Below are 25,413 nucleotides of genomic sequence, written 5' to 3'. Positions count from 1 at the left end.
TCATCGTATGCTGTGGCGTTTCAATTCGCTGATCGCGTGATCGGCTGCTGCCAAGAGCTCGTCGGCACCCGCACCGTCACGCGCCTGGACCGACATTCCCTGAACCATGGCGCCGAGAAAACGGGCAAGCGAGCCGGCATCGGTGTCGGCGCGCATATCGCCCTCCTCTACCCCACGCTCGATACGCGCCTGGAACGCGCCGAGCGTTTGCAGCCGCAGGGATGAGACGTGAAAGGCGATGTCCTCGTTTTCCGCCGCGCAGTTCAGCACCGCCGTCGAGATCATGCAGCCCTTGGGGTGTTCGGCTGCCGTGAACAGGAACGCGGAGTTCCGCAGAAAACGCGTGAAAGCCGTTACCGTATCGATCTTTTCCTGCAACGGATTGCCCGGCTCCTGCCGTGGCATGCGGCGGTACTGGTCGAGCGTCTCGCGATAGAGATCAGCCTTTGAGCGGAAGGCCGCGTAGAGGCTTTGAGGGGTAATCCCCATGGACGCCGTCAGATCGGCGATCGACGAGCCGTCGTAGCCGTGCTGCCAGAAGACGTCACGCGCCGCCGCCAGAACGACCTCCCTGTCGAAAGCGGGCGGGCGACCGCGCTTGCGTTGAGTGTCAGGTTTCGAACTTTCTGTATTTTTCACAACGTTCACTCTGGAATTATCTTACGATCCGCTATATTCAGGAATGGTCATTGTGATTATAGAAGGTTTGATCTCATGAGTCTTCCCCCAGACATCAAGATTGATAACGCGGCGGTATCCTTCGGCGCGGGCGTCGATAAGGCAATCGATGCCGCACTTGCCGACAAGCGGCTGGTGGGCGCCGTGGTCCTGATCATGCAAGATGGAAAGCCGGTCTACCGGCGCGCAGCCGGGTTGGCGGACCGGGAAGCCGGACGGACGATGACCGAGGACACGATCTTCCGCCTTGCCTCGGTCACCAAGCCGATCGTGACGATTGCCGCCATGCGACTGGTCGAACAGGGTCGGATGGGTTTGGACGATCCGATCACACGCTGGCTGCCCGACTTCCGCCCTCGGCTTGCCGATGGCGGGGAAGCGGTCATCCGCCTTCGCCATCTGCTCACCCACACCGCAGGCCTCAGCTACTGCTTCATCGACGAGGATGGTCCCTATACCCGCGCCGGCGTTTCGGACGGCATCGGCGAGCCTGGAATGGCGCTCGCGGAGAACCTGAAGCGCATTGCGAGTGCACCGCTGCGGTTCGCGCCGGGCGAAGGCTGGTGCTACTCTCTGGCGATCGACGTTCTCGGCGGCGTCATCGAGCAGGAAATGGCCATGTCGCTCGACGATGCGGTCGCGGAACTCGTCACCGGCCCGCTCGGGCTTACAGACACCGCGTTTTCGGTGCGCGACCGGCAGCGATTGGCGGCCGCCTACTTCAACGCCTCGCCCGAGCCGGAGCGGATGGGACAGGAAGCCGTCATTCCCGCGCTGACGGGTTCAGTGCGGTTTGCGCCGGACCGGATCTTCGACCCTTCCTCCTATCACTCCGGCGGCGCAGGAATGGCGGGCACGGCGGACGATGTACTCCGCATTCTCGAAACCATCCGCCAGGGCGGTGGCGCGTTGCTATCTACGGAAACGGTCGCGACCATGATGACCGACCAGGCCAACGGTCTGCGGCAGCAGGTAGAGCCCGGCTCGGGCTTCGGCTTCGGCTGGGCCGTGGTGACCGATCCAGATGCCGCGCAGGTTCCGCTGTCTCGCGGCAGCCTGCAATGGGGCGGGGTTTATGGTCACAGCTGGTTCGTGGATCCGACAAGGAAGCTGACGGTGGTCGCGCTCACCAACACGACGCTGGAGGGCATGTGGGGCCGGTTCACCGTAGACCTCAAACAGGCGATCTACGCGGCTCTCTGACATTGTCCGGAAACGAGAAAAGCCCGACTTGCGCCGGGCTTTTCTCATTCAAGCGATGTTCGCTTAGTCCTTCTTGACCGGCGGCATGACGCGCAGCGACAGTTCCATCAGTTGCTTCGGCGTTGCCGGCGACGGGGCGTTCATCAGGAGGTCCTGCGCCTGCTGGTTCATCGGGAACAGCGTGATCTCGCGCAGGTTCTTGGCGCCGAGCAGCAGCATCACGACACGGTCGATACCGAAAGCGCAGCCGCCGTGCGGAGGCGCGCCGTATTGGAAGGCACGGTACATGCCGCCGAAGCGCTCTTCGACATCCGTCTGGCTGAGGCCGACCAGTTCGAAGGCCTTGACCATGGCTTCCGGTGACTGGTTACGGATCGAGCCCGAGGCGATCTCGAAGCCGTTGCAGACGGCGTCGTACTGGTAGGCCTTGAGCGACAGCGGATCCTGGCTCTGCAGCGCTTCCAGACCACCCTGCGGCATCGAAAAGGGGTTGTGGGCGAAATCGATCTTCTTGTCTTCCTCGCTCCATTCGTAGAACGGGAAGTCGATGATCCAGCACAGTTCGAAGCGATCGCGGTCAACGAGGTTCAGGTCTTCACCCGCCTTGGTGCGCGCTTCGCCCGCGAACTTGTAGAACTTCGCCGGTTCGCCAGCGACGAAGAAGGCGGCGTCGCCTGCTTCAAGGCCGAGCTGGACGCGGAGCGCTTCAGTGCGCTCTTCGCCGATGTTCTTGGCGAGCGGACCGGAACCGCCGACCTTGCCGTCTTCTTCCTTCCAGAAGATGTAGCCGAGGCCCGGCTGGCCAAGCGACTGCGCCCAGGCGTTCATGCGGTCGCAGAATGCTCTGGAGCCGCCGGTCTTGGCGGGAATCGCCCAGACTTCGACCTTCGGGTTCGAGGCGATCATGCCGGCGAACACCTTGAAACCGGAGCCTGCGAAGTGCTCGGTGACGGCCTGCATCTCGATCGGGTTACGCAGGTCCGGCTTGTCGGAGCCGTACTTGCGGATCGCGACGTCATAGGGGATGCGCGGCCATTCCTTGGTGACCGGCTTGCCTTCGGCGAACTGCTCGAAGACGGAGGTCATGATCGGGGCCATCGTGTCCCAGACGTCTTCCTGGGTGACGAAGCTCATTTCCAGGTCGAGTTGGTAGAATTCGCCCGGCAGGCGGTCGGCGCGCGGGTCTTCATCGCGGAAGCACGGCGCGATCTGGAAGTAGCGGTCGAAACCGGCAACCATCAGGAGCTGCTTGTACTGCTGCGGCGCCTGCGGCAGGGCGAAGAACTGGCCGGGGTGGATACGCGACGGCACGAGGAAGTCGCGCGCGCCTTCCGGCGAGGACGCCGTCAGGATCGGGGTCGTGTATTCGCCGAAGCCGGCCGACGTCATGCGGTTGCGGATGTCGGAAATGATCTGGCTGCGCTTGACGATGTTCTTGTGCAGCGTCTCGCGGCGCAGGTCGAGGAAGCGGTACTTGAGGCGGATGTCCTCAGGATAATCCGGCTCGCCGAAGACCGGCAGCGGTAGTTCCTTGGCTTCGGAGAGCACTTCGATCTCCTGGGCGTAGAGTTCGATCTCGCCGGTCGCCATGTTCTTGTTGACGGTGTCTTCCGAGCGCGCCTTGACGACGCCGTCGATGCGGATGACCCACTCGCCGCGAACGGTTTCGGCGATCTTGAAGGCCGGGCTATCCGGGTCGGCGACGACCTGGGTCATGCCGTAATGGTCGCGAAGGTCGATGAAGAGAACGCCGCCATGGTCACGAACGCGGTGGACCCAGCCGGAAATCCGGACATTGGCGCCGACATCCGCCTTGCGGAGGGCTGCACATGTGTGGCTGCGGTAACGATGCATCATCTCAATTTCCAGTATTTGGCTTGAAGACGGCAGCAGGGGCTTCAAAAGCTCTCTCGCGCCGACAAGAAAATCGGGCGGAAAAGCGCATGGACGGCCTGATTTGTCAAGACTTGGCACGGCCCACGCGCGCTTTGCGCCCGGTTTTCGGCGTGGTTGCAACCTTATCATATGCCAAGCTCTGCGGCAGTTTGGCTGCACGAGGCATATTGCTGAAGGTCGCGGTCAACTTTAAAGAGGACGTATCATTCTTCTCCGGAGTCCCGCCATGCCCCTCCTCACCCGCCGCAACCTTCTGAAGGCTTCCGCCGTCGCTGGCGCATACGGGGTGGGTATCGGCATTGCCGGCAAGTTCGGCCTGGCGGAAGCAGCACCAGAGCCGCAGATGCTGAAAGCGCTGAAGACACAGGCGACGCTGACCGATGCCGGTGTGACCAAGAACATCATGACTTGGGGTAATCCGGGGAACGATGCGGGAATGCCGCCGGTGCTGCGGATGACCAAGGGCAAGCCCTATGCGGCGCGGCTCACCAACACGCTCGACGAACCGACCACCATCCACTGGCATGGCCTGCGCATTCCCAACAAGATGGACGGCGTGCCGTTCATGACGCAGCCCTATGTCTATACCGGCGACAGCTTCGACTACGCCTTCACGCCGCCCGATGCCGGCACCTTCTGGTATCATCCGCACTGCAACACGCTGGCGCAGATGGGACAGGGCATGACCGGCGTGATCGTGGTCGAGGATGCGGCCGACCCCACATTCGATTCCGAAGTGGTGCTGAACCTCCGCGACTGGCGCCTCGGCGGCGACGGCCAGTTCATTGCCGCGTTCCGACCGCGTGACGCGGCGAAGACCGGCACCTACGGCACGGTGCGCACCGCGAACTGGCACCAGGAACCGCAATATGACGCGCCGGCCGGCGGCCTGATCCGCCTGCGCATCGCCGTCACCGACGTCACGCGCATCTTCTCGCTGAAGATGGAGGGGGCCGAGGCGACCGTGATCGCGATCGACGGCAATCCCGTGCCGAAGCGCTTCCCGCTCGACCTGCTTTTGATCGGCCCCGGCCAGCGGCTCGATCTTGCCGTTCGGATGCCCGATACCGAAGGTGCGGTTGCGACGCTGGAGGACATTCGCGGGACCACGCCGAAAACGATCGCCAAGCTGCGTTCGGTGGGCACCTCGCTGAAGCGCAATGTCGGCGATCTCGCGGCACTCGCGGAGAACCCCGTCGCGAAGGCTGACATCTCCACGGCGGAGAAGATCTCGGTCGTGCTTAGCGCCACCGCCGAGAATGCGCCGGTCGACAGCATCTGCGGGACGCTGGGCTACAGCTTCTGGGCGATCAACAAGGTGCCGTGGCCGGGCGACACGAGCGACCCGACTGCACCGCTTTCGGAACTGAAGCTCGGTAAGAGCTATATCCTGCAGCTGGAGAACGTGACGCCGCATACGCATCCGATCCACCTGCACGGGATGAGCTTCACGGTGCTCTCATCGTCCACGCGAGAGGTCATGCCGCTCGTCACCGACACCTATCTGGTACAGCCGGACGAGAAGGTGCAGCTAGCCTTCGTCGCCGACAATCTCGGCGATTGGCTGTTGCATTGCCACATCATCGAGCATCAGAAGACCGGCATGACGAGTTATGTCAGGGTTGTTTGACCACTCTTTGCCGGTAGCGGTTGACATATCGGGCCGAAAGGAGAAGGAAGGTTCAACTATGTCTATCCTGCGAATGAATTGAGATGATTGAAACAACCGCCGATTTGGAGGCGGCCTGCATCGAGCTGGCCAAGTCAGAATTCATTACTATCGACACCGAGTTTCTGCGAGAGACGACGTTCTGGCCGGAGCTTTGCTTGATCCAGATGGCGAGCCCGACGACGGAAGTGCTTGTCGATCCGCTGGCCAAGGGTCTCGACCTGAAACCCTTCTTTGAGCTGATGGCCAATTCCAGCGTGCTGAAGGTGTTCCACGCCGCGCGCCAGGATATCGAAATCATCTACAACCGTGGCGGCCTCATTCCGCATCCGATCTTCGACACGCAGGTTGCGGCGATGGTCTGCGGCTTCGGCGATTCTGTCTCCTACGACCAGCTGGTCAGCCGAACCAAGGGCGTGCAGATCGACAAGTCCTCGCGCTTCACCGACTGGAGCCGCCGTCCGCTTTCCGAAAAGCAGCTCGACTATGCGCTGGCCGACGTGACGCATCTGCGCGACGTCTACCTCTATCTCAAGGCAGAGCTCGAGCGCGAAGGCCGCTCCTTGTGGCTCTCCGAGGAGATGGATGTGCTCGAGGCGAAAGAGACCTACGACATTCATCCCGACGACGCCTGGCAGCGCCTGAAGATGCGCCTGCGCAAGCCGCAGGAGCTTGCCGTGCTGAAATACGTGGCCGCGTGGCGCGAGCGTGAAGCGCGCAGCCGCAACGTGCCGCGTTCGCGCGTCATCAAGGACGACGCGATCTATGAGATCGCCCAGCAGCAGCCGAAGGATACCGAGGCGCTTGGTCGTCTGCGCACCATCCCGAAGGGTTGGGAACGGTCGTCTGCCGGTGCCGCTGTCGTCGAGGCTGTGAATACGGCGCTGGCGCTACCGAAGGCCGAGATGCCGCATGCGCCGAGACAGACCCAGGCACCGGAGGGAGCCGCGGCCGCAGCCGAGCTGTTGAAGGTGCTGTTGAAGCTGATCTCGGAAAAGCACGGCGTCGCGCCCAAGGTGATCGCCAACAGCGAGGATCTGGACAAGATCGCCGCCGAGGGCGAAAACGCCGATGTGGGCGCGCTGCGCGGCTGGCGCCGCGAGCTGTTCGGCGACCCTGCTTTGCAGCTGATCAAGGGCGACGTCGCGTTGCGCTTCGTCGGCAAGAAGGTCGAGACGGTCGCTCTGTAAGTCGCGACGCAAATTTTGCGTCGCCTCGATTCAGGCCATAACTGCGCCCAATCATTCAGCTAAATCTTTTCGGGAGGGATATCCAATCCCCTTCCGAAAGGGCTTACGCGCGCCTACATTGCTTCAGACGCACGCTGGCCAAGGCTGAACGAAAAGACCCTTATGAGAGAAGTATCTCCAGTCCAGAACTGGCTTCTGATCATGCTCGTCATGGCGGGAAGCGGCGTGCTCTACAGCGTCATGTTCTTCCAGGACAGCCGTCCGCTCATCGGCGCTGTGTTCGCACTGTGCATGGGCATGCCGATCATCGCCTTCGAGCGAAAGGTGATCTTTCGCGAACTGCGCAACCGGGTCGAGGCGCTGCCGACGCTGACGTTCTTCCTCGCCGAGCTTTTCATCTACGAAGTGCTGATGAGCATCGGCTTTGCGGCCGCCGGCCTTTCGCTATGGGGAACCGGCATTGTCATTCCCCATTCCTGGGTCGACATGGTGGTGCTGCCGTTCAACGCCTTTCTCTACGCGTTGGCCGTGTGCTCGCTGATGATCTTCGTTCTCAGAGTTCGTGAGTTGCTGGGCCGCGAAGTGTTCACCAGCATGCTCATCAGCCGCTACCGCAAACCGGTCAGCGAAGAGCGGGTGTTTCTCTTCATCGACCTTGTCGATTCGACGACCTTCGCGGAGAAGCACGGCGACCTGCGCGCGCAGCAGATGCTGAGCTCGCTGTTTGCGGCCTTCGCCGAGCCGGTACGCAAATACAAGGGAACGATCGTCGATTATGTCGGCGATGCCGCCATCATTACCTGGCCGCTGGACCGCGGCGTCAAATTCGCGCGCTGCGTCAACTGCATCTTCGACATCATCAGTGCGATCGAGGCGGATGCCGAGAGCTGGCTGACGACCTATGGACAGGTGCCGAGGTTGCGCGCGGCGCTGCATGGCGGCAGCATCATCACCGCGGAAATCGGCGTCGACCATCACAAGATCACGTATTTCGGCGATACGATCAACACCGCGTCGCGGCTTGAATCGCTCTGCAAGACACTGAACCGCTCGGTGCTGATCTCGACCGACCTCGCCCAGCGGATCCAGCTGCCGACCAAGGTTGTGGCCGAGGATCTCGGGCAACACGCGGTCAAGGGGCGCGGACAGAGCCTCGGCGTGATCTCGCTGGTCAAGGCGGACGACCGCATAGCGTCACCAAAGCTTCACGCGGGTGTCAAAGCGCCGACATGAGAGGCCTGCTAATCGAAGCCCGCATTCCATCACATGGGGGTTTCGATGAAAAATGCTCTTCTTGCTTCCGTTTCATTTGTTCTTTTGATCGCCGGTTCGGCCATGGCCGACCAGCAGCAATTTCCCGCAAAGCTCGCCGGCCAGGCTATTCTGCCGGCGAACACCATGGTGCCGGCTCCCGCCGACGCACCTGAGTTCCTCAAGCACTCCGGCAAGTTCACGACGCCGGATCGCAAGCGCACCGAGGCGCTCGGCACCGTTCCGGGCAAGGACGGCGCGCGCGTGACCGACCTCAAGCTTCCCTTCGACGGACAGCCGATCCAGGGCTTCTCCGGCATCAAGACCATGGAAGACGGCACGTTCTGGACGCTGTCCGACAATGGCTTCGGCTCGAAGGCCAATTCCAGCGACGCCATGCTTTTCCTGCATCAGGTGAAGTTCGACTGGGCCACCGGCAAGGTCGAGGTCGCCAAGAACCTGTTCCTGTCCGATCCGGACAAGAAGGCGCCCTTCCCGATCGTGCTTGAAGGTGCTGAGAAGCGCTACCTCACAGGCGCTGATTTCGACATCGAATCCATCCAGCCAGTCGCCGACGGCTTCTGGATCGGCGAAGAGTTCGGGCCCTACATCCTGAAGTTCGACACCGAGGGCAAGCTGACCGACGTCGTTTCCACCGTCGTCAACGGCAAGCCGGTGCTGTCGCCTGACAACCCGACGCTCTCGGTTCCGGCAAACCCGGTCGCCAAGATGCCGGCCTTCAACCTGAAGCGCTCGGGCGGTTTCGAAGGCCTTGCCATGTCCAAGGACGGATCCAAGCTTTACGGTCTGCTCGAAGGCCCGCTCTTCCAGGACGACGGCAAGGTCGAGACGGTCGATGGCCGGACCGCCATCCGCATCGTCGAGTTCGACACGGCGGCCAAGAACTGGACCGGCCGCAGCTGGCTCTATCCACTGGAAGAAAAGGGCATTGCGATCGGCGACTTCAACATGCTCGACGACACCACCGCGCTGGTGATCGAACGCGACAACGGCGCCGGCAGCAAGGACAAGGCTTGCGCCGATCCCAAGCAGCCGAAGGCGGATTGCTTCGAGGCTCCCGCCGAGCTGAAGCGCATCTACAAGATCGAGTTCAACGACGCCAACGCAAACGGCGCCGTTCGCAAGATCGGCTATATCGACCTTCTCGACATCAAGGATCCTGAGAACAAGAAGAAGGCCGGAACCAAGGATGGCGTCTACGACATGCCGTTCGTGACGATCGAAAACGTCGACCGCGTCGATGCCACCCATATCGTGGTCGGCAACGACAACAACCTGCCCTTCTCGGCCGGCCGCGCCGTCGACAAGGCTGACGACAACGAGTTCAGCCTGCTCGAAGTCGGCGAACTGCTGAACGCCAAGTAAGCATCACCCGGAATCAAAACGGCCCCCGTTCGAAAGAGCGGGGGCCGTTTTATTGGGTAAGGATTGAGCGGCGGCGGCGCTACTCGAAGCGGAAGGCCAGGCGCTTGTTGGTGAGCTTCGCAAGCTGCTGCAGGCGACCATCGAGACGCTCGCCGGCAAAATCGCGATACTCCGAGGGCACGACAAATTCGAGGTCGAGATCGGGATCATCAGACTTGCGGAAGGTCAGATTGCGGACGATGCCGGGCATCGAGGCCGAGAACAGGTAGACCACGCGCAGCATGCCGCCGAGCAGCTTGGCGCGCTCGACATATTGCGGCGTCGCGATCGTCGCCAGCGGGCTGGTCGCGCCGTCGTCGTGCAGGCCTTCGAAGCGGTAGTAATTGGCAAGCGCAATGAAGGCGCGGCCGGGATGGCTGATGCCAACGAAAGACGTGTGGGCGATGATATTAAGCGCCTGCAGGCCGCGATAATCGGGATGGGCGCGCCAGCTGATATCGGCGAGCAGGCAGGCGGCCTGGCGATAACGGGCCTCCTCGGGCGTCTCCAAGATATCGAAGAACGGCATCATCCGGCCGGTCCATTCCGAGAGCTCGCGGGCATGTTCAGGCGAACGGGCACGCAGGATCGCCAGTTCGCGGGCCGCTTCCAGAAGCGGGTCGGCGCGGCGTTCGCTTTCGGAGAGAAGCGAGTAGAGATAGCCCTCGCGCACACCCTGGCCAGAGAAGGAGATGACCGAGGGCTTCATGACGCTCAGCACTTCCTTCATGGCGATCGCGCCATAAGGAAGGAGCGCACGGCGGTATTTCGAAACGGCCGCCCAGGCGGGGTCCTTGGAGTCCCTCGCGGCATCGACCTGGTCGAGAAACAGCATCATCTGCTCGAGCGAGATCTCGTAGCCCTGCATCATGTGCAGCGGATAGTTGGTCATCTCCATGTGCAGCTTGGCGATGTTTCGCCAGGTGCCGCCGACAGCGTAGAACGTGCGCCCTTCGCCCTTGGCCAGTAGCTTGGAGATGGTCTTCACATGCTTGCGGGCGAAGGTGCGGGCCTTCTCCATCGAGCCGCCGGCATATTCCGACAGGCGCAGGCCGCCGAGCGGAAGCGTCACGCCCTGGCCGAGTTCCTTGCCCTTGATGTCGATCAGCTCCAGAGAGCCGCCGCCCAGGTCACCGGCGATACCATCCGGCGTGTAGAAGCCGCTGACGATGCCGAGCGCGGAGAACTTGGCTTCTTCTTCACCAGAGAGAACGCGCACCTTGCGCTGCAGGATGGTTTCGGCGCGATGAATGAAATCGGGACCGTTCGAGGCCTCGCGGGCAGCAGCCGTCGCCAGCACATACATGGTGGCAGCGCGTGCCTGATCGGACAGCGCCTTGAAGCGATGCAGAGCGGAAAGCGCACGTTCGACGCTGGCCTCGTCCATCTTGCCTGTGAGCGCTATGCCCTTACCGAGACCGCAGAGAACCTTTTCGTTGAAAAGGATCGTGGGCGATCTCGACAAGCCTTCATAGATGACCACACGGATCGAGTTCGACCCGATATCGACAACGGAGACCGGGGCAATCCCTGGAAGGCGCCCCTGGGCTTCTGATTCAACCATGCAGGTCCAGTTTTATCGTTTCGTGCGGCCGGAAAGAAGGCCGGCGATCAGCTTTGGCGCACTGGATTTCAACGCTTCACCACGGCCCGAAAGGCTGGGATTGGTCATGAAATACTGTTGCGCGTTGAACGGCTCCTCGCCCTTGCGCACCTCCATGCGCCTAGACGTCCCGTCGGCCAATATCTCGTAGCTTTGTTGATTGTCAATGAGGTTGCCCAGCATGATCTGTGACAAAACCTGCTCGTGCACGGTCGGATTGATCAGCGGAACCAGCGTTTCGACGCGGCGATCCAGATTTCTCGGCATCATGTCGGCGGAGCCGATATAGACCAGCGCCTTGTCCGACGGCAGGCCGTGACCGTTGCCGAAGCAGAAGATGCGGCTGTGCTCGAGGAAGCGGCCGACGATCGACTTGACGCGGATGTTTTCCGACAGGCCGGGCACCTGCGGGCGCAGGCAGCAGATACCGCGGATGACGAGATCGATCTCGACGCCGGCGTGGCTCGCCGTATAGAGCGCGTCGATGATTTCGGGATCGACGAGCGAGTTCATCTTCATCCAGATGGCCGCCGGCGCGCCGTTCTTGGCGTGCTTGATCTCTTCGTTGATGTGACGAAGGATGCGCGAACGCAGCGTATAGGGCGATACGGCGAGCTTCATGCTCTCCTCCGGCTCGCCATAGCCGGTGATGAAGTTGAAGATGTTGGCCATGTCGTGGGCAATCACCGGATTGCAGGTGAAGAACGACAGGTCGGTATAAATCTTCGCGGTGATCGGGTGATAGTTGCCGGTGCCGAGGTGACAGTAGCTGCGCAGCTTGCCCTCTTCGCGGCGAACGACCAGCGACATCTTCGAGTGGGTCTTCAATTCGATGAAGCCGAAGACGACCTGCACGCCGGCGCGTTCGAGGTCGCGCGCCCAGCGGATGTTGGCTTCCTCGTCGAAACGCGCCTTGAGCTCGACCAGCGCCGTGACCGACTTGCCGGATTCGGCGGCGTCGATCAGCGCGCGGACGATCGGGCTGTCGTTGGAGGTGCGGTAGAGCGTCTGCTTTATCGCCAGGACGTCAGGATCGCGCGCAGCCTGGAGCAGAAACTGGACCACCACGTCGAAGGACTCGTAGGGGTGGTGAACCACCATGTCCTTTTCGCGGATGGCGGCGAAGCAATCGCCGGCGTGCTCGCGGACGCGTTCGGGAAATCGCGCATTGTAGGAGGGGAAACGCAGATCGTCGCGCGGCGCCTTGGTGATCTCGGACAGCGTATTCAGTGCCAGCAAGCCGGGCAGAACGGCGACGCGGTTATCGGGCACGTTGGTCGCCTGCACTACGAACTGGCGCAGCGAGGCCGGCATTTCGGAATCGGTTTCGAGGCGGATGACCGAACCGCGGCGGCGGCGCTTCAGCGCTGTTTCGAAGAAGCGGACGAGATCTTCTGCTTCTTCCTCGACTTCGATATCGCTGTCGCGGATAATGCGGAACGTACCGGAACCCTGCACCTCATAGCCCGGGTAGAGCCGGTAGATGAAGATGTTGGCGACGTCCTCGAGCGTGATGTAGCGGATCGTGTTGCCATCATCGGGCAGGCGCACGAAACGATCGAGCGCCGGCGGCAGGCGCAGAAGCGCCGTCATCGGCTCGCGGCCATTCTTGCTGACCAGCTGCAGGCCGATCGAGAAGCCAAGATTGGGGATGAAGGGGAACGGGTGCGCCGGGTCGATCGAGAGCGGCGTCAGGACCGGGAAGATCGCCTGCTCGAACTCGGTCGCAAGCCAGTTGCGATCGCTCTCGCTGAGCGCGCCTGGGCGGACGATCAGGATGTCTTCCTTGGCGAGATATTGCTGTAGCACGGCCAGCGAGGCCTGCTGCTCCATCTGCAGATTGTCGATCTCCTGCAGGATGGATTCGAGCTGTTCGGCCGGCGTCTTGCCGTCGGGCGTGCGAACAACGATGTTCTGGCGCACCTGACCTTCGAGACCGGCAACGCGCACCATGAAGAATTCATCGAGGTTGGCAGCCGAAATCGACAGGAAGCGAACGCGCTCAAGCAGCGGATGCTCGGTGTTCAGCGTCTCCTCGAGAACGCGGCGATTGAACTGCAGCCAGGAAAATTCGCGGTTGATGAAGCGCTCGGGGCTGGAGAGCAGTTCTTCAAGCGGAGGAACGTTCGCCTTGGTTTCGGGAGCCGTTTCCTGGTTTCCCGCGACTGCACTGTCCATCGTTCGATCGTCCCCTCATTATTGCGCCAAGCCGAATATATCAGTTTCACGACGGAACTGTGACAGTCAATCAGCCGGATCGGAATTGCCCAATTCATTCAACACTTCAGCGGCAAGCGCGCGTGTGATCTTGGTGCCTCTCGACAGGGCCAGCCGATCCAGCCGCTCGACGATCGTCTGGGCGGCGTTCAGCGATCGCTCCATCCTGACGACAATATAGAGCACCAGTTTGTCATCTATATAAAGCTGGCGGTCGGCAAACAGCTTGACGATGACCTGCGACAGCAGTTCCTCGTCCGGCTCGCCGATCTCGACGACGGTCGCGGCCTTCAGGCGCGAGCGCAGATCGGCCAGCTCGACCGGCCAGGACATCGGCCAGAGACGGCTGGTCATCAGCAGGCTGTGGCCGTTTTCGCGCACGCTGTTGATGACATGAAACAGTTCGGTGTCGTCGAAGCCGAGGCGATCGACATCCTCAAACAAGACGGGGCCGTTCGCCGCATCCACCGCCGCATTGGCACCCGCCTTCGGATGGATGAGCTTGGCGCCGCTGTGATCCCTCCAGATATTGGCGAGGTGCGACTTGCCCGATCCGACCGGGCCGGCGAGGATGACGACGGGCGACGGCCAGTTCGGCCAAGCATCGACGATCTCGACAGCCGCCGCCAGCCGCTCGGAGATCAGGAGATCGTCACGACCGGTCGCGGCATCATGAGAAAAGGCCAAGGGGAGCTGCTCCACGGGCTTGCGCCTTGAGTCAGCGTTTTTCACGTCAGTCATTTCGGGCCAGCTTTTGTCTTCCGCACCGGGGTGGCCTTCGCCTCGCCCGCATACAGGTCGCTCTCAAGATACCGTGAAAGCGCAAAGCGAACAAGGACACCGACGGCAGCGGCAGCCGGCACCGCGACCAAAAGGCCGACGAAGCCGAACAGCGCGCCGAAAGCAAACAGCGCAAACATCAGCCAGACCGGATGCAGGCCAACGCTGTGACCGACGAGCTTCGGCTGCAGGATGTTGCCTTCCATGAACTGGCCGCTGAAGAAGACCACGAGTACAGCGCCGACCCAGATGTAATCCGGCCAGAACTGCACGATCGCGACACCCACCGCCAGGATCAGACCCACCATAGAGCCGACATAGGGGATGAAGCTGATCATGCCGGCGAAGAGGCCGATCAGCAGGCCGAAATTCAGCCCGACCAGCGACAGGCCGACCGCATACCAGATACCGAGGATCAGGCAGAGAGACCCCTGCCCGCGAATAAAGCCGGCGATCGCATCATCGATCTCGCTCATGATCTGGTGTACGTTGGCGACATAATCGCGGGGGATATACTTGTCGATATTGGCGACCATTCGGTCCCAATCGAGCAGCATGTAGAAGGCGACAACGGGTGTCACGACCATCAGCGAGATCACGTTGACGACAGCAAGGCCGGAGCTCCAGACCTGGCTGAACAGCCCGGTGAGCAGGCCGAAGCCCTGCGAGAGTATTTCGGAGAAATTGTTCTTGATGGTGCCGAGCTGGTTCTTGATCCAATCCGGCAGCATCGAGTTCTGCTGCTTGGCGATAAAGGTTTGCAGCTGATCGATATAACCAGGCAGACGGCCGGCGAAATCGGCGAACTGGCTCGCAAGGATCGGGATCAGGATCATCAGCGCCAGCACGATCAGGACGACGAAGGCGATCAGGATGACGATGGTGGCCATGAGGCGGCTGAGACCGAGCTTCTCCAGCCGGTCGGCGACCGGATCGAGGAAATAGGCGATCGCCATGCCGGCCAGGAACGGCAGCAGGATGGAGCTGAACACCAGGAGGAAGGCGATGAAGGCGGCGAGCACGAACAGCCAAAAGATAACCTGGCGCTTCAGACCGGCGCCGCTAACCTGGTGTGGCATCATGTTCTCCGCTGATCGAACGTCGGTATATGCCGCATCGCAGCGATACGGCCTGCGAGCCACATAGGATGCACCCGCGAGAATGGTCAACCCCAGCGTCCAATTTCCCATAAGCTCCGTTCAAAAGAGCGGGAAATTGGGGCTTTTGCCACGCAACGCCTTGCATAAAGCCCCCTGTCATGCAATTGCGACCCGCATGTGACGCGGGGATATTTCCCGCCCGACGACAGCCATCGGAGAGCAGTATGAGCCAGTCCGGAAAAAACGGTCTCACCTATAGCGATGCAGGCGTGGATATCGACGCTGGCAACCTTCTCGTCGAAAAGATCAAGCCCGCCGTACGCTCGACCCGCCGCCCCGGCGCGGACGGCGAAATCGGCGGCTTCGGCGGCCTGTTCGACCTCAAGGCCGCAGGCTTCACCGATCCGGTTCTGGTTGCCGCCAACGACGGCGTCGGCACCAAGCTCAAGATCGCGATCGATGCTGATTATCACGACACCGTCGGCATCGACCTCGTCGCCATGTGCGTCAACGATCTCGTCGTCCAGGGCGCCGAACCGCTGTTCTTCCTCGACTACTTCGCGACCGGCAAGCTCGATCCGGACCAGGGTGCGGCGATCGTCGAAGGCATTGCCGCCGGCTGCCGCGACGCGGGCTGTGCGCTGATCGGCGGCGAGACCGCCGAGATGCCGGGCATGTACTCCTCCGGCGATTACGATCTGGCCGGCTTTGCCGTGGGTGCGGCCGAACGCGGCAAGCTGCTGCCGTCCGGCGATATCGGTGAAGGCGACGTCATCCTCGGCCTCGCCTCCTCGGGCGTTCATTCGAACGGCTTCTCGCTGGTGCGCAAGATCGTCGGCCTTTCCGGCCTCGCCTGGGATGCGCCGGCACCCTTCGCAGACGGCAAGACGCTTGGCGAAGCCCTGCTCACGCCGACCCGTATCTATGTGAAGCAGCTCTTGAGCGTCATCCGCGAAACCGGCGCAATCAAGGCGCTGGCGCACATCACCGGCGGCGGCTTCCCCGAGAACATTCCGCGCGTTCTGCCCAAGCACCTCGCCGCCGAGATCGATCTTGCCGCTGTCAAGGTTCCGGCCGTGTTCTCCTGGCTCTCGAAGACCGGTGGCGTGGAAGCAAACGAGATGTTGCGCACCTTCAACTGCGGCATCGGCATGATCGCCGTCGTCTCCGCCGAGAATGCCGACACCGTCATCTCGGCGCTGGAAGCGCAGGGTGAAAGCGTCGTGCGTCTCGGCCAGATGATCGCGCGCGCCGAAGGCGCCCACGGCACGCTCTACAAGGGCACGCTCGCCATATGACGTCTCCGCGCAAACGCGTCGTCGTCTTCATCTCCGGCGGCGGCTCCAACATGATGGCGCTGGTCGCCGCAGCGAAGGCTAAGGACTTCCCGGCCGAGATCGTCGGCGTGATCTCCGACAAGCCGGACGCAGGCGGCCTTGCCAAGGCAGCCGCCGAGGGCATCTCGACATTCGCCTTTCCGCGCAAGGACTACGCCAGCAAGGAAGCGCACGAGGAAGCGATCTTCGCCGGTCTCGACGCGCTGTCGCCCGACATTCTCTGCCTCGCAGGTTATATGCGGCTCCTGAGCGGGACATTCATCCAGCGCTACGAGGGGAAGATGATCAACATCCACCCTTCCCTGCTGCCGCTATTCCCCGGCTTGCACACGCATCAACGCGCCATCGACGCCGGCATGCGGATCGCCGGCTGCACGGTGCATTTCGTCACCGAGGGCATGGATGAAGGCCCCGTCATCGGCCAGGCGGCTGTGCCTGTACTCTCCAACGACACCGCCGACACCCTGGCGGCGCGCGTGCTGACCGTCGAGCACCAGATCTATCCGCAGGCGCTGAAGCTGTTTGCCGAGGGCAAGGTGCGGATGGAAGGTGGCAAGGCTGTCAGCATTGGTGACAGTGCAGCGTTGGCCGCAGACGGCAAGGTTATCTCGCTCATCGGCACCAAAGCCTAACTAGAGAAGCAAATTCGCATATGAAATTGGGCCTGTTATCGGGCCCAAATCTTTTCAGCCAACGCCTAAGCCGCGATCGCCCGCGGCTGGTGCAGCGTGCCGTCGCTGTAGACGAAGCGGCCGCCGCGGAAGGTGGCGCGGATGCGGTGGATGTCGCCGGCTTCGACGACCACCAGGTCCGCACGCTGGCCGATGGCGATTTCGCCGCGGTCGGTGAGGCCGGCGGAGCGGGCCGCGTTTTTTGTTGCCATGGCGACCGCGGTCGGCAGGTTCGTGGCCTCGGCGATCTTGAAGATGCCGGGCACGAAGGCGGCCGGGTGATAGTCGGCGGCGATGACGGAGAGGACACCGGCGCGGGCGGCATCGAGTGCGCTGAGATTACCCGACATCGACTGGCCGCGCAGCGCATTCGGTGCGCCCATCAGCGTCCAGAGGCCACGGCGGCGCGCTTCTTCGGCGGCCGGCAGCGTGACCGGGAATTCGCTGATCGTGACGCCCATCGCATGCATCTCAGCCACCTTCTCGGCGCTGTCGTCGTCATGCGAGGCGAGCGACAGCTTGTGGCGCAGCGACAGATCGACGATGTGGCGGAGCCTAGTCTCGATCTCGGGATTGTCGCGCATGGCGATGCGCTTGGCGACCATCTCGGCCGCCATTTCCTCGGAGATGGCCCGGCGTTCGGCCATGCTCAGAATGTAGCTCTGGATGTCGTTGTACTGGCCCTGCCCCGGCGTGTGATCGGTCAGCGAAACCATGTCGACATGGCCGGCATCGAGCAGCTTTTCGAGCGCCGGTGCGGCGCCGACATTGGTGATCTCGTAGCGCGCGTGGACGCGGTGATCGATCAGGAGATCATCCTTGAAGCGGCTGACGCCCTCAATGACGGCGCAGGTGGTTTCCAGCGAGCGGACATGGCCGTAGACGCTTTCGGTGGCGAAGGAGACGGCGGCATAGGCGGTCGTCACGCCGTGGGCGGCGAGCTTCTTGTCGAGTTCGTGGATGGAAAAGCCGATCGGCATCATCGCGTTGGGGCGCGGCGCGATTTCGCGCTCGATCATGTCGCCGTGGAGATCGACGAACCCTGGCATCAGCAGTCGACCTTCGCCATCGATTGCGGCATTGGCGACCGTCTCCGGGCGGATTTCGGCGATAACGCCATCCTCGATGCGAATCGAGCCGTTGTTCACGACCTCATCCGGTAGAACGATCGTGAAATTGCTGAGCCACATCGGCTTTCTCCTCATATCGGGCAATTATGACAGGCTGGAGCCGATAGCCCCGATTCATGACATGCGAATGAATGTCTTAGGGCTTATTCAAGGCAGCCCTATTCAGCGCCGCCCATTGCAGCAGAATGATCGTCTTGAAGTCGATAATCTCGCCGCTGGCAATCATCGCCACTGCCTCATCGAGCGGGATTTCGACGACTTCGATGTCCTCGTGCTCCTCGGTCAACCCGCCGCCTTCCGAGACACGGTCATCCGTGTCGATCGAGGCGGCGAAGAAGTGGACGAGTTCGGCGTTGGCGCCGGGGGCGCTGTAGGCCTTGAACAAGAAACGAACATCGCGGACGCGGAAGCCGGTCTCCTCGATGGCTTCGCGGCGGATGGCTGCCTCGGGCTCATCGCCATCAAGCAGGCCGGCCGGCGTTTCCAGCATCCAGGCCGGCTCGCCGTGGAGATAGACGGGCAGACGGAACTGGCGGACGAGGACGACGGTGTCGCGCTTGGGATCGTGCAGCAGGATCGTTGCGGCGGGGGTGCGGTGGTAGATCTCGCGGTGGATGCGGTGCGTTTCGCCGTCGGAGTTGGTGTAATCGACCTCGTAGGTGCTGAGCCGCGTCCAGCCATCCGAGAGCGTCCTTTCCTGGATGATCTCGGCCTTCGCCTTTTCAAATTTCGTCATGCCGCATCCTTGCGAAGCCAGACCTTGTTGTCGTGGACGGCAGCGCCGCCATAGGGCGCGACGGGGTCGGCACCGGTCAAAACGTTGATGCCCTCGCCATCCACATGCGCCTTGTTCGGCCACAGCCCTTCGGCGATCAGCACGCCCGGTTTGACCTCCGTCGTCAGCTTGGCGTGCAGGCGCACCTCGCCTCTGGCGTTGCCGACTTGGACGAGATCGCCGTGGGCAATGTCTTGGGCTTCCGCATCAACGGGGTTGATCATCAGCTCCGGCCGCCCCTCCTTCTGCCGCGAGGTCTTGGTCTCGGCGAAGCTGGAGTTCAGGAAGTTGCGGGCGGGCGATGTGGCGAGGCGGAACGGGTGCTCGGCATCGGCCACTTCGATCACGTCGACCTGATCCGGGAACTGCGGCAGCTCCGGATAAGGGCCGAGCAGGCCGACAGCCTCAGGCGGGCGGTTCGGCGCCGGCTGGTTGCGCCAGTCGGGGCGAAAATGAAAGCGGCCGTCGGGATGGGCGAAGCCGTTGATGAAATGCGCGTCGTCGAAATCGGGCTGACGGTCGAACCACTTATGCTCAAGGAAATGGTCGTAGCCGGGGAGCTCGCTCGATTGGAGAACGCGGTCGATCATCTCGCGCGCCGTGAAGCCAAAGCCTGGGCGATCGGCGACGCCGAGGCGCTTGGCGAGCTCCTCGATGACGAAGAGATTGGTGCGCACCGTTTCCGGCGGCTCGACCAGCTTCGGGCCAAGCAGAATGTGGTTCTGGCCGCCGGCGCGATAGATGTCGTCATGCTCGATGAACATGGTGGCGGGGATGACGATATCGGCCATCTCGGCGGTATCGGTCATGAACTGCTCGTGGACGGCGACGAAGAGATCGTCGCGGGCGAAGCCGCGCTTCACCAGTCGCTGCTCGGGCGCGATGTTAACAGGGTTAGTGTTCTGGATCAGCATGGCGGTAACGGGGCCGCGATGGCGGAGCGCCACGGCATCGCCCGTCAAGGCGCGGCCGATCTGCGACTGGTCGATCATGCGGATGTCGGCATCCCTCATCGACTTGCCGGTCAGTTCCGCGTTGTTCATGCGGAAGATGTCGCTGTTCGAATGGAAGGCGCCGCCGCCTTCATACTGCCAGGAGCCGAGAACGGTGGCGACCGAGGCCGCCGCATGCATGGCGACCGCGCCGTTGCGCTGGCGGGTAAAACCGTAGCCGAGACGGAAGAAGGTCTTCTTGGTGCTGCCGACGAGCTTGCCGAAGGCCTCGATCTCATCGGTCGAAAGCCCGGTGATGGCGGCGGCCCATTCCGGCGTCTTCGTTTTCAGATGCGCTTCGAGGCCAGCGGGATCGTCGGCGTATTTCGCCATGTAGGTGCGGTCGGCATAGCCGTCACGGAAGGCGATGTGCATGGCGGCGCAGGCGAGCGCCGCATCGGTGCCCGGCTTGAGGATCAGCGCCAGATCGGCCTGCTTCATCGTCGGGCTGTCATAGATATCGATGACGACGATCTTGGCGCCGCGTTCCTTGCGCGCCTTGATCGCATGGGTCATGACATTGACCTGCGTGGCGACGGCGTTGGTGCCCCAGATGACGACGCAATCGGTGCGCGCCATTTCGCGCGGATCCGGGCCTCTCAAGACCCCTGTTGCCATGGTGAAGCCGGTCCAGGCAGGGTTGGTGCAGATCGACGAAAAGAAGCCGGAATAGCGCTTGGCATGGCGCAGGCGGTCGATGCTGTCGCGCTGCACCCAGCCCATGGTGCCGGCATAGTAATAAGGCCAGATCGCCTCGCTGCCGTCCTTCGCCTCAGCCTTCACGAAGGCTTCGGCGATCTCATCCAACGCGTCCTCCCAGGATATCTGCTGCCACTCTCCCGCCCCCTTGGCGCCCCTGCGGCGCAGCGGGTGCATCAGGCGGTCGGGATGGTAAAGACGTTCGGCGTATCGGGCGACCTTGGCGCAGATGACGCCCGAGGTGTAGCTGTGATCGTTTGCCCCGCGCACGCGGCCGATCCTGCCATCATCCGTGACCTCCACTTCCAGCGCGCAGGTGGAGGGACAGTCGTGCGGACAGGCAGTGTGGCCGATCCGGACTGAGGACTTCGGGGATTTGGCTTCGATGGGGGTCGCAATGTTCATGGAGTTTCTATATTCCAACCGGAAACCGGCCAAAAGCCGGAAACGACGTCCCCCACGCGAATTCATGTAGGCATCAGCGAAAATGAACTACCGCCACATCTACCATGCGGGCAACTTTGCCGATGTCCTGAAGCACGCGGTTCTCGCGCGTCTCGTCCGCTACATGCAGAAGAAGGATGCGGGCTTCCGCGTACTCGACACGCATGCCGGCATCGGGCTCTACGACCTCTCCTCGGAAGAGGCGCAGAAAACCGGCGAATGGCGCGAAGGGATCGGCAAGATCATGGAGGCCGAGCTTTCGCCGCAGGTGGCGGAACTGCTCGAGCCCTATCTGAGCGCGATCCGCGAACTCAACCCAGATGGCGGCATGCGCTACTATCCCGGCTCGCCGAAGCTCTCGCGCATGCTCTTCCGGCCGCAGGACCGGCTCTCGGCGATGGAGCTGCATCCCGAGGACTACCAGCGGCTGCATCGCCTGTTCGAGGGCGATCATCATGCCCGCATCACCGAGCTCGACGGCTGGCTGTCGCTCGGTGCGCATCTGCCGCCGAAGGAAAAGCGCGGCATTGTGCTCGTCGATCCGCCCTTCGAGGAAGGCGGCGAGTATGAGCGGCTGGTCGATGGTCTCGCCAAGGCCTATCGCCGCTTTCCCGGCGGCACCTACTGCCTCTGGTATCCGATCAAAAAGGGTGCGCCGATCAAGGAATTTCACGAGGCGCTGCAGGCGCTCGATATTCCGAAGACACTCTGCGCCGAGCTCACCGTGCGCAGCGACCGCGGGATGGTGACCGGGCTGACAGGCTCCGGGCTGATCATCGTCAATCCGCCCTATACGCTGAAGGACGAGCTGCACCAGCTGCTGCCAGCGCTCAGGGATCACATGGCGCAGGACCGCTATGCCTCGCACCGGGCGTTCTGGCTGCGCGGTGAAAACAAGGCCCTGAAAGAGGATTGACCGACTCTTTCCGGCGCGAAATAGTCCGGCCACATTCCAAGTCCGTTGCCAGGCATTTTGAAAGAGACCGACGATGAAGATCCTTTGCGCGCCCGCCTCCCCCTATTCCAGCAAGGTCAGGATGGCCGCGCGCTATCTCGAACTGGATGCGACCGAGATTCGCGTAGACACCAATGCCGGGCCGGCGATCCTCGTCGACAACAATCCTCTCGGAAAGATCCCGACCGTGCTGACGGATGACGGGGTTTCGGTCTTCGACAGCGTCGCGATCATGCACTATTTCGGCCGCCTCAAGGGCAAGCAGCTCTATCCGTCGAAAAACGGCAAGCGCACGGAAGCCGAAGTGCTGGAAGCGCTTTGCGACGGCATCTGCGACTGCCTGCTCGCCATCGTCTACGAGCGCCGCTTCCGCGACGAGGAGAAGATCCACCAGCCCTGGATCGACCGGCAGTGGAAGAAGGTGGTGAGCGGCCTCAATCACCTGAGCGTCCACCTGCCGAAGATCGGCAAGAAGCTGCATGGCGGCCACTTCGCGCTGGCGGCAACGCTCGGTTACCTCGACCTGCGTTTCCACGGCCAATGGGAAGCCGAGCACTCCGAGTTGATCGGCTGGCTCAGGACCTTCGAGAGGAAGTTCCCTGCCTATGCGGAGCTCAAGCCTCAGGGCTGAGCGCGATCGCGCTCCGCTTTCACGAAATCGATGAAGGCGCGCAACGCCGTCGGCAGCTGCCGGCGGCTCGGATAGTAGAGAAAGAAGCCCGGATAGTAGGGGCACCAATCCTCAAGCACCCGCACCAATTTGCCAGTCTCGATCTCGTCACGCACCTGATCCTCGAACAGGTAGCCCAGCCCGTCGCCCTGCAACACGGCATCGCGCATGATGTCTTGGTCGCCCAGAGTTAGCGGCCCCCGCACCTCGATCTCCACTTCGATACCGCCGCGCTCGAATTCCCAATGATAGAAGGCGCCGCCGGCAAAGCGGAACCGGATGCAGACGTGGTTTTTCAGATCATGCGGCGTCTGCGGCCTGCCCCTGCCCTCGAAGTAACCCGGCGTGCCGACGACGGCGAAGCTGTGGCGCGGCCCGATCGCGATCGCGATCATATCCGCCGCAATGCTCTCGCCGAAGCGTATACCGGCATCGAAGCCTGACGAGACCATATCGATAAGCGCATCGTCGATGACGATATCGACCTCGACGGACGGATGAACTTTCAGGAAACGCGAGACGATCGGCAGCAGCACCAGCTTCGCCGCAGCGCGCGGCGCGTTAATGCGCAGCTTGCCGTAGGGTTGGCCGCGGAAAGTGTCGAGATCATCCAGCGCGGCGTCGATATCGAGGAAGGCCGGGCGGATGCGATCGAAAAGGCGCTCGCCCGCCTCCGTCAGCGCCACGCCACGAGTGGTCCGGTTGACGAGGCGGACTTCCAGCCGCTCCTCGATCGCTCTCAGCGCGTGGCTCAGAGCGGAGGGCGTGACGGCGAGCTCGACGGCGGCCTTGCGAAAGCTTCGGTGACTGGCGATGGCGAGGAAAATCGCGAGGTCGGTCGAGCGCACACGTTTCATTGATGAGTATTTCTCACTAGCTCATGAAGAAGAAGGTAAATTCTCTCACCTATGTGCATAGGCTAGTTTCCGGGTGTCAGCAAATCACAACCCGAAAGGAAAACGTCATGCGTGTTTGGTTCATCACAGGTGCGTCGCGCGGTTTCGGCGCCCTTATCACTCAGGAAGCTCTCAATGCCGGCGATGCCGTCGTCGCCACGGCGCGCAATCCGAAAGGCCTGCAGGAGAAATTCCAGAATCATTCGAATCTGTTGACGGTCGCGCTTGATGTGACGGATGAAGCCTCGGCGCATGCCGCTGCCGAGCAGGCCGTCAAGCGCTTCGGCCGGATCGATATCCTGCTCAACAATGCCGGCTTCGGCCTGCTGGGTGCCGTCGAAGAGGCGACCAACGACGAGATCGAAAAACTCTACGCGGCCAATGTCTTCGGTCTGCTGAAGGTCACGCGCGCAGTGCTGCCGCATATGCGCCGCCAGCGTTCCGGCCATATCCTCAATATCTCGTCGATCGGCGGCTATGTCTCGCATGCCGGCTGGGGCGTCTATTGCTCGACCAAATTCGCCGTCGAAGGACTGACGGAGGCGCTTGCCGCCGAGGTCGCGCCGCTGGGCATCAAGGCGACCGTCGTCGAACCCGGTTTCTTCCGCACCGACTTCCTCGACGAGAGCTCGCTGTCGGTCAGCCCAAGCTCGATCGCCGACTACGCCGAGACGCCTGTCCGGGCGATGCGCGATTTCGCGGCTAGCCATAACCACCAGCAGCCCGGGGACCCTGCCCGCTTCGCCAAGGCGATGATTACGCTGGCGCATTCCGACAATCCGCCGCTGCGCATGCCCTTCGGCAGCGACACAGTGGCTGCGATCGAGAAGAAGAACGCAAGCGTTGCCGAGGAACTGGCCGCATGGCGGGAACTCGCGGTTTCGACGGACTTCCCCAAGGGCGAATGACGGCCCGACCGAACATAGGCAACAAAAAAGCCGGAGCGATGCCCCGGCTTTTTTTCATTTACCTGATCGGCTGATCAGAACTTCATGCCGATACCAACCTTGACGCTGTGCTCGTCATAGCCGCGCGAGATGTTCGCGCCGCCGACGTTGAAGTCGTTCTTCTGGTAGTCGGTGTAGCGGTATTCGATACGAGCCGTGATGTTGTTGGTCACCATGGCTTCGGCACCGGCGCCGACCGTGTAGCCCAGAGCGCTGTCGCTGTCAGAACCAGCGGCGTTGCTGAACTTGTTCTTGGTGGCGGCCAGACCAGCCGTACCATAGAGCAGGAAGGGGTTCAGGTCGTAACCGATACGGCCGCGGATCGAGCCGTTGACTTCGTTCTTGGCAGTGCCGCCGTCGACAGCGCCGTCAGCTCCGGAGTAGCCGATGTCACCTTCGACACCGTATACGATCTGGCCCTGCTGCCAGTTGTAACCGCTGTAGATCTGGCCGCCGAAAGCGCGAGCGTTATAGTCGTGAGCGAAGCCGCCCATGTTGTAGGTGCCGGCGCCACCGAGGTAGAAGCCCTGCCAGTTGCCGGTCGGGGCAACATCGTTCTGGGCAACCGGAGCTTCCGGGATCTGATCGACGGCATCGGCCGCGTAAGCAGCGGAAAAGCCACCAAGGGCAACGGTCGAAACCAACAGGCTAGCAATAAACGTACGCATACTCATCTCCTTATCGAACCCGCGCCCTTCATCAACTGTGTTAACGTGAAGCATTCGCGAGCAATTACGCATGTCCCTTTCGGATCGAGAGGGAAATTGATGCGCAAATGAGGATTTGGAAGAGCCAAAATGTGATTTGATTGTGGCTTAGGGGTGGCTGAAATTCGATGTTGCTTTATCGCAACAAACACTTCATTAACCCTAACCAAGCGTTAAA

At 62.0% G+C, this 25,413-nt stretch carries 21 protein-coding genes; 10 read left to right on the top strand and 11 right to left on the bottom strand.

Going from position 1 to position 25,413, the window contains the following annotated elements; genetic code table 11:
• Positions 1–648, bottom strand: a complete 648-nt coding sequence (locus tag ACIQUB_RS04720; protein WP_402928779.1) for a TetR/AcrR family transcriptional regulator — start codon at positions 646–648, stop codon at positions 1–3.
• Between the two features lie 66 nt (positions 649–714).
• Between ACIQUB_RS04720 and ACIQUB_RS04715 the strand changes: the two genes are divergently transcribed.
• On the top strand, positions 715–1,881 hold the full coding sequence (locus ACIQUB_RS04715) for a serine hydrolase domain-containing protein (RefSeq protein WP_113238904.1): 1,167 nt from the start codon (positions 715–717) through the stop codon (positions 1,879–1,881).
• Positions 1,882–1,944: 63 nt separating this feature from the next.
• Here the strand turns inward: ACIQUB_RS04715 and aspS are convergent, their stop codons facing one another.
• On the bottom strand, positions 1,945–3,735 hold the full coding sequence (gene aspS, locus ACIQUB_RS04710; protein ID WP_113238930.1) for an aspartate--tRNA ligase: 1,791 nt from the start codon (positions 3,733–3,735) through the stop codon (positions 1,945–1,947).
• Positions 3,736–4,003: 268 nt separating this feature from the next.
• Here aspS and ACIQUB_RS04705 point away from each other — a divergent pair, with 268 nt between their 5' ends.
• From ACIQUB_RS04705 to ACIQUB_RS04690, 4 genes are all read left to right on the top strand, one after another.
• On the top strand, positions 4,004–5,407 hold the full coding sequence (locus ACIQUB_RS04705; protein ID WP_113238903.1) for a multicopper oxidase family protein: 1,404 nt from the start codon (positions 4,004–4,006) through the stop codon (positions 5,405–5,407).
• Between the two features lie 83 nt (positions 5,408–5,490).
• The gene (gene rnd, locus ACIQUB_RS04700) at positions 5,491–6,636 is read left to right on the top strand and encodes a ribonuclease D (protein ID WP_113238902.1); all 1,146 of its coding nucleotides are present in this window, start codon (positions 5,491–5,493) and stop codon (positions 6,634–6,636) included.
• Positions 6,637–6,798: 162 nt separating this feature from the next.
• Positions 6,799–7,869, top strand: a complete 1,071-nt coding sequence (locus ACIQUB_RS04695; RefSeq protein WP_113238901.1) for an adenylate/guanylate cyclase domain-containing protein — start codon at positions 6,799–6,801, stop codon at positions 7,867–7,869.
• A 45-nt stretch (positions 7,870–7,914) separates the two neighbouring features.
• Complete coding sequence (locus tag ACIQUB_RS04690; RefSeq protein ID WP_113238929.1) at positions 7,915–9,273, top strand: esterase-like activity of phytase family protein; 1,359 nt, start codon at positions 7,915–7,917, stop codon at positions 9,271–9,273.
• A 79-nt stretch (positions 9,274–9,352) separates the two neighbouring features.
• Here ACIQUB_RS04690 and ppx read toward each other — a convergent pair whose 3' ends face one another.
• The 4 genes from ppx to ACIQUB_RS04670 form a co-directional block, all read right to left on the bottom strand.
• A complete protein-coding gene (ppx, locus tag ACIQUB_RS04685) occupies positions 9,353–10,876 on the bottom strand; it encodes an exopolyphosphatase (RefSeq protein WP_113238900.1) in 1,524 nt (507 codons plus the stop codon).
• A 12-nt stretch (positions 10,877–10,888) separates the two neighbouring features.
• Positions 10,889–13,093 (bottom strand): RNA degradosome polyphosphate kinase, encoded by a 2,205-nt coding sequence (locus ACIQUB_RS04680; protein WP_047513236.1) that lies wholly within the window; start codon positions 13,091–13,093, stop codon positions 10,889–10,891.
• A 66-nt stretch (positions 13,094–13,159) separates the two neighbouring features.
• Positions 13,160–13,873: a DnaA regulatory inactivator HdaA gene (gene hdaA / locus ACIQUB_RS04675; RefSeq protein ID WP_113238899.1), complete on the bottom strand. Its 714-nt coding sequence runs from the start codon at positions 13,871–13,873 to the stop codon at positions 13,160–13,162.
• The gene (locus ACIQUB_RS04670) at positions 13,870–14,991 is read right to left on the bottom strand and encodes an AI-2E family transporter (protein ID WP_113238898.1); all 1,122 of its coding nucleotides are present in this window, start codon (positions 14,989–14,991) and stop codon (positions 13,870–13,872) included. The genes hdaA and ACIQUB_RS04670 overlap by 4 nt, the downstream gene beginning before the upstream one ends.
• Before the next feature lie 245 nt (positions 14,992–15,236).
• Here ACIQUB_RS04670 and purM point away from each other — a divergent pair, with 245 nt between their 5' ends.
• Positions 15,237–16,310 carry a phosphoribosylformylglycinamidine cyclo-ligase gene (gene purM / locus ACIQUB_RS04665; RefSeq protein WP_113238897.1) on the top strand — a complete coding sequence of 358 codons (1,074 nt, stop codon included), beginning with the start codon at positions 15,237–15,239 and terminating at the stop codon, positions 16,308–16,310.
• Positions 16,307–16,981 (top strand): phosphoribosylglycinamide formyltransferase, encoded by a 675-nt coding sequence (purN, locus tag ACIQUB_RS04660; protein WP_113238896.1) that lies wholly within the window; start codon positions 16,307–16,309, stop codon positions 16,979–16,981. The genes purM and purN overlap by 4 nt, the downstream gene beginning before the upstream one ends.
• Before the next feature lie 65 nt (positions 16,982–17,046).
• Here purN and ACIQUB_RS04655 read toward each other — a convergent pair whose 3' ends face one another.
• The 3 genes from ACIQUB_RS04655 to ACIQUB_RS04645 all read right to left on the bottom strand — a co-directional run bounded on the left by ACIQUB_RS04655 (position 17,047) and on the right by ACIQUB_RS04645 (position 21,087).
• Complete coding sequence (locus tag ACIQUB_RS04655) at positions 17,047–18,210, bottom strand: alpha-D-ribose 1-methylphosphonate 5-triphosphate diphosphatase (protein WP_113238895.1); 1,164 nt, start codon at positions 18,208–18,210, stop codon at positions 17,047–17,049.
• A 76-nt stretch (positions 18,211–18,286) separates the two neighbouring features.
• Entirely contained in the window at positions 18,287–18,886 is a 600-nt protein-coding gene (locus ACIQUB_RS04650; RefSeq protein WP_113238894.1) for an NUDIX domain-containing protein, read from the bottom strand.
• Complete coding sequence (locus ACIQUB_RS04645) at positions 18,883–21,087, bottom strand: molybdopterin-dependent oxidoreductase (protein ID WP_402928776.1); 2,205 nt, start codon at positions 21,085–21,087, stop codon at positions 18,883–18,885. The genes ACIQUB_RS04650 and ACIQUB_RS04645 overlap by 4 nt, the downstream gene beginning before the upstream one ends.
• A gap of 16 nt (positions 21,088–21,103) precedes the next feature.
• On the opposite strand from ACIQUB_RS04645, the gene ACIQUB_RS04640 reads away from it, so the two are divergent.
• Together ACIQUB_RS04640 and ACIQUB_RS04635 are read left to right on the top strand one after the other, a co-directional pair.
• Positions 21,104–21,976 (top strand): 23S rRNA (adenine(2030)-N(6))-methyltransferase RlmJ, encoded by an 873-nt coding sequence (locus ACIQUB_RS04640; protein WP_113238892.1) that lies wholly within the window; start codon positions 21,104–21,106, stop codon positions 21,974–21,976.
• Between the two features lie 73 nt (positions 21,977–22,049).
• Positions 22,050–22,646, top strand: coding sequence for a glutathione S-transferase family protein (locus ACIQUB_RS04635; protein WP_113238891.1), 597 nt, complete (start codon positions 22,050–22,052; stop codon positions 22,644–22,646).
• Here the strand turns inward: ACIQUB_RS04635 and ACIQUB_RS04630 are convergent.
• A complete protein-coding gene (locus ACIQUB_RS04630; protein ID WP_113238890.1) occupies positions 22,637–23,542 on the bottom strand; it encodes a LysR family transcriptional regulator in 906 nt (301 codons plus the stop codon). The two genes, ACIQUB_RS04635 and ACIQUB_RS04630, sit on opposite strands and share 10 nt — an antisense overlap.
• A 107-nt stretch (positions 23,543–23,649) precedes the next feature.
• On the opposite strand from ACIQUB_RS04630, the gene ACIQUB_RS04625 reads away from it, so the two are divergent.
• Entirely contained in the window at positions 23,650–24,489 is an 840-nt protein-coding gene (locus ACIQUB_RS04625) for an oxidoreductase (RefSeq protein WP_113238889.1), read from the top strand.
• A gap of 74 nt (positions 24,490–24,563) precedes the next feature.
• Here the strand turns inward: ACIQUB_RS04625 and ACIQUB_RS04620 are convergent, their stop codons facing one another.
• Positions 24,564–25,196: an outer membrane protein gene (locus ACIQUB_RS04620; RefSeq protein WP_026283045.1), complete on the bottom strand. Its 633-nt coding sequence runs from the start codon at positions 25,194–25,196 to the stop codon at positions 24,564–24,566.
• Positions 25,197–25,413: the final 217 nt, after the last annotated feature.

Source organism: Rhizobium sp. NPDC090275, assembly GCF_044772225.1.
Lineage (GTDB): Bacteria > Pseudomonadota > Alphaproteobacteria > Rhizobiales > Rhizobiaceae > Rhizobium.
The sequence above is the reverse complement of the archived record's forward strand: the minus strand, read 5'-3'. Positions and strand labels throughout refer to the sequence as shown.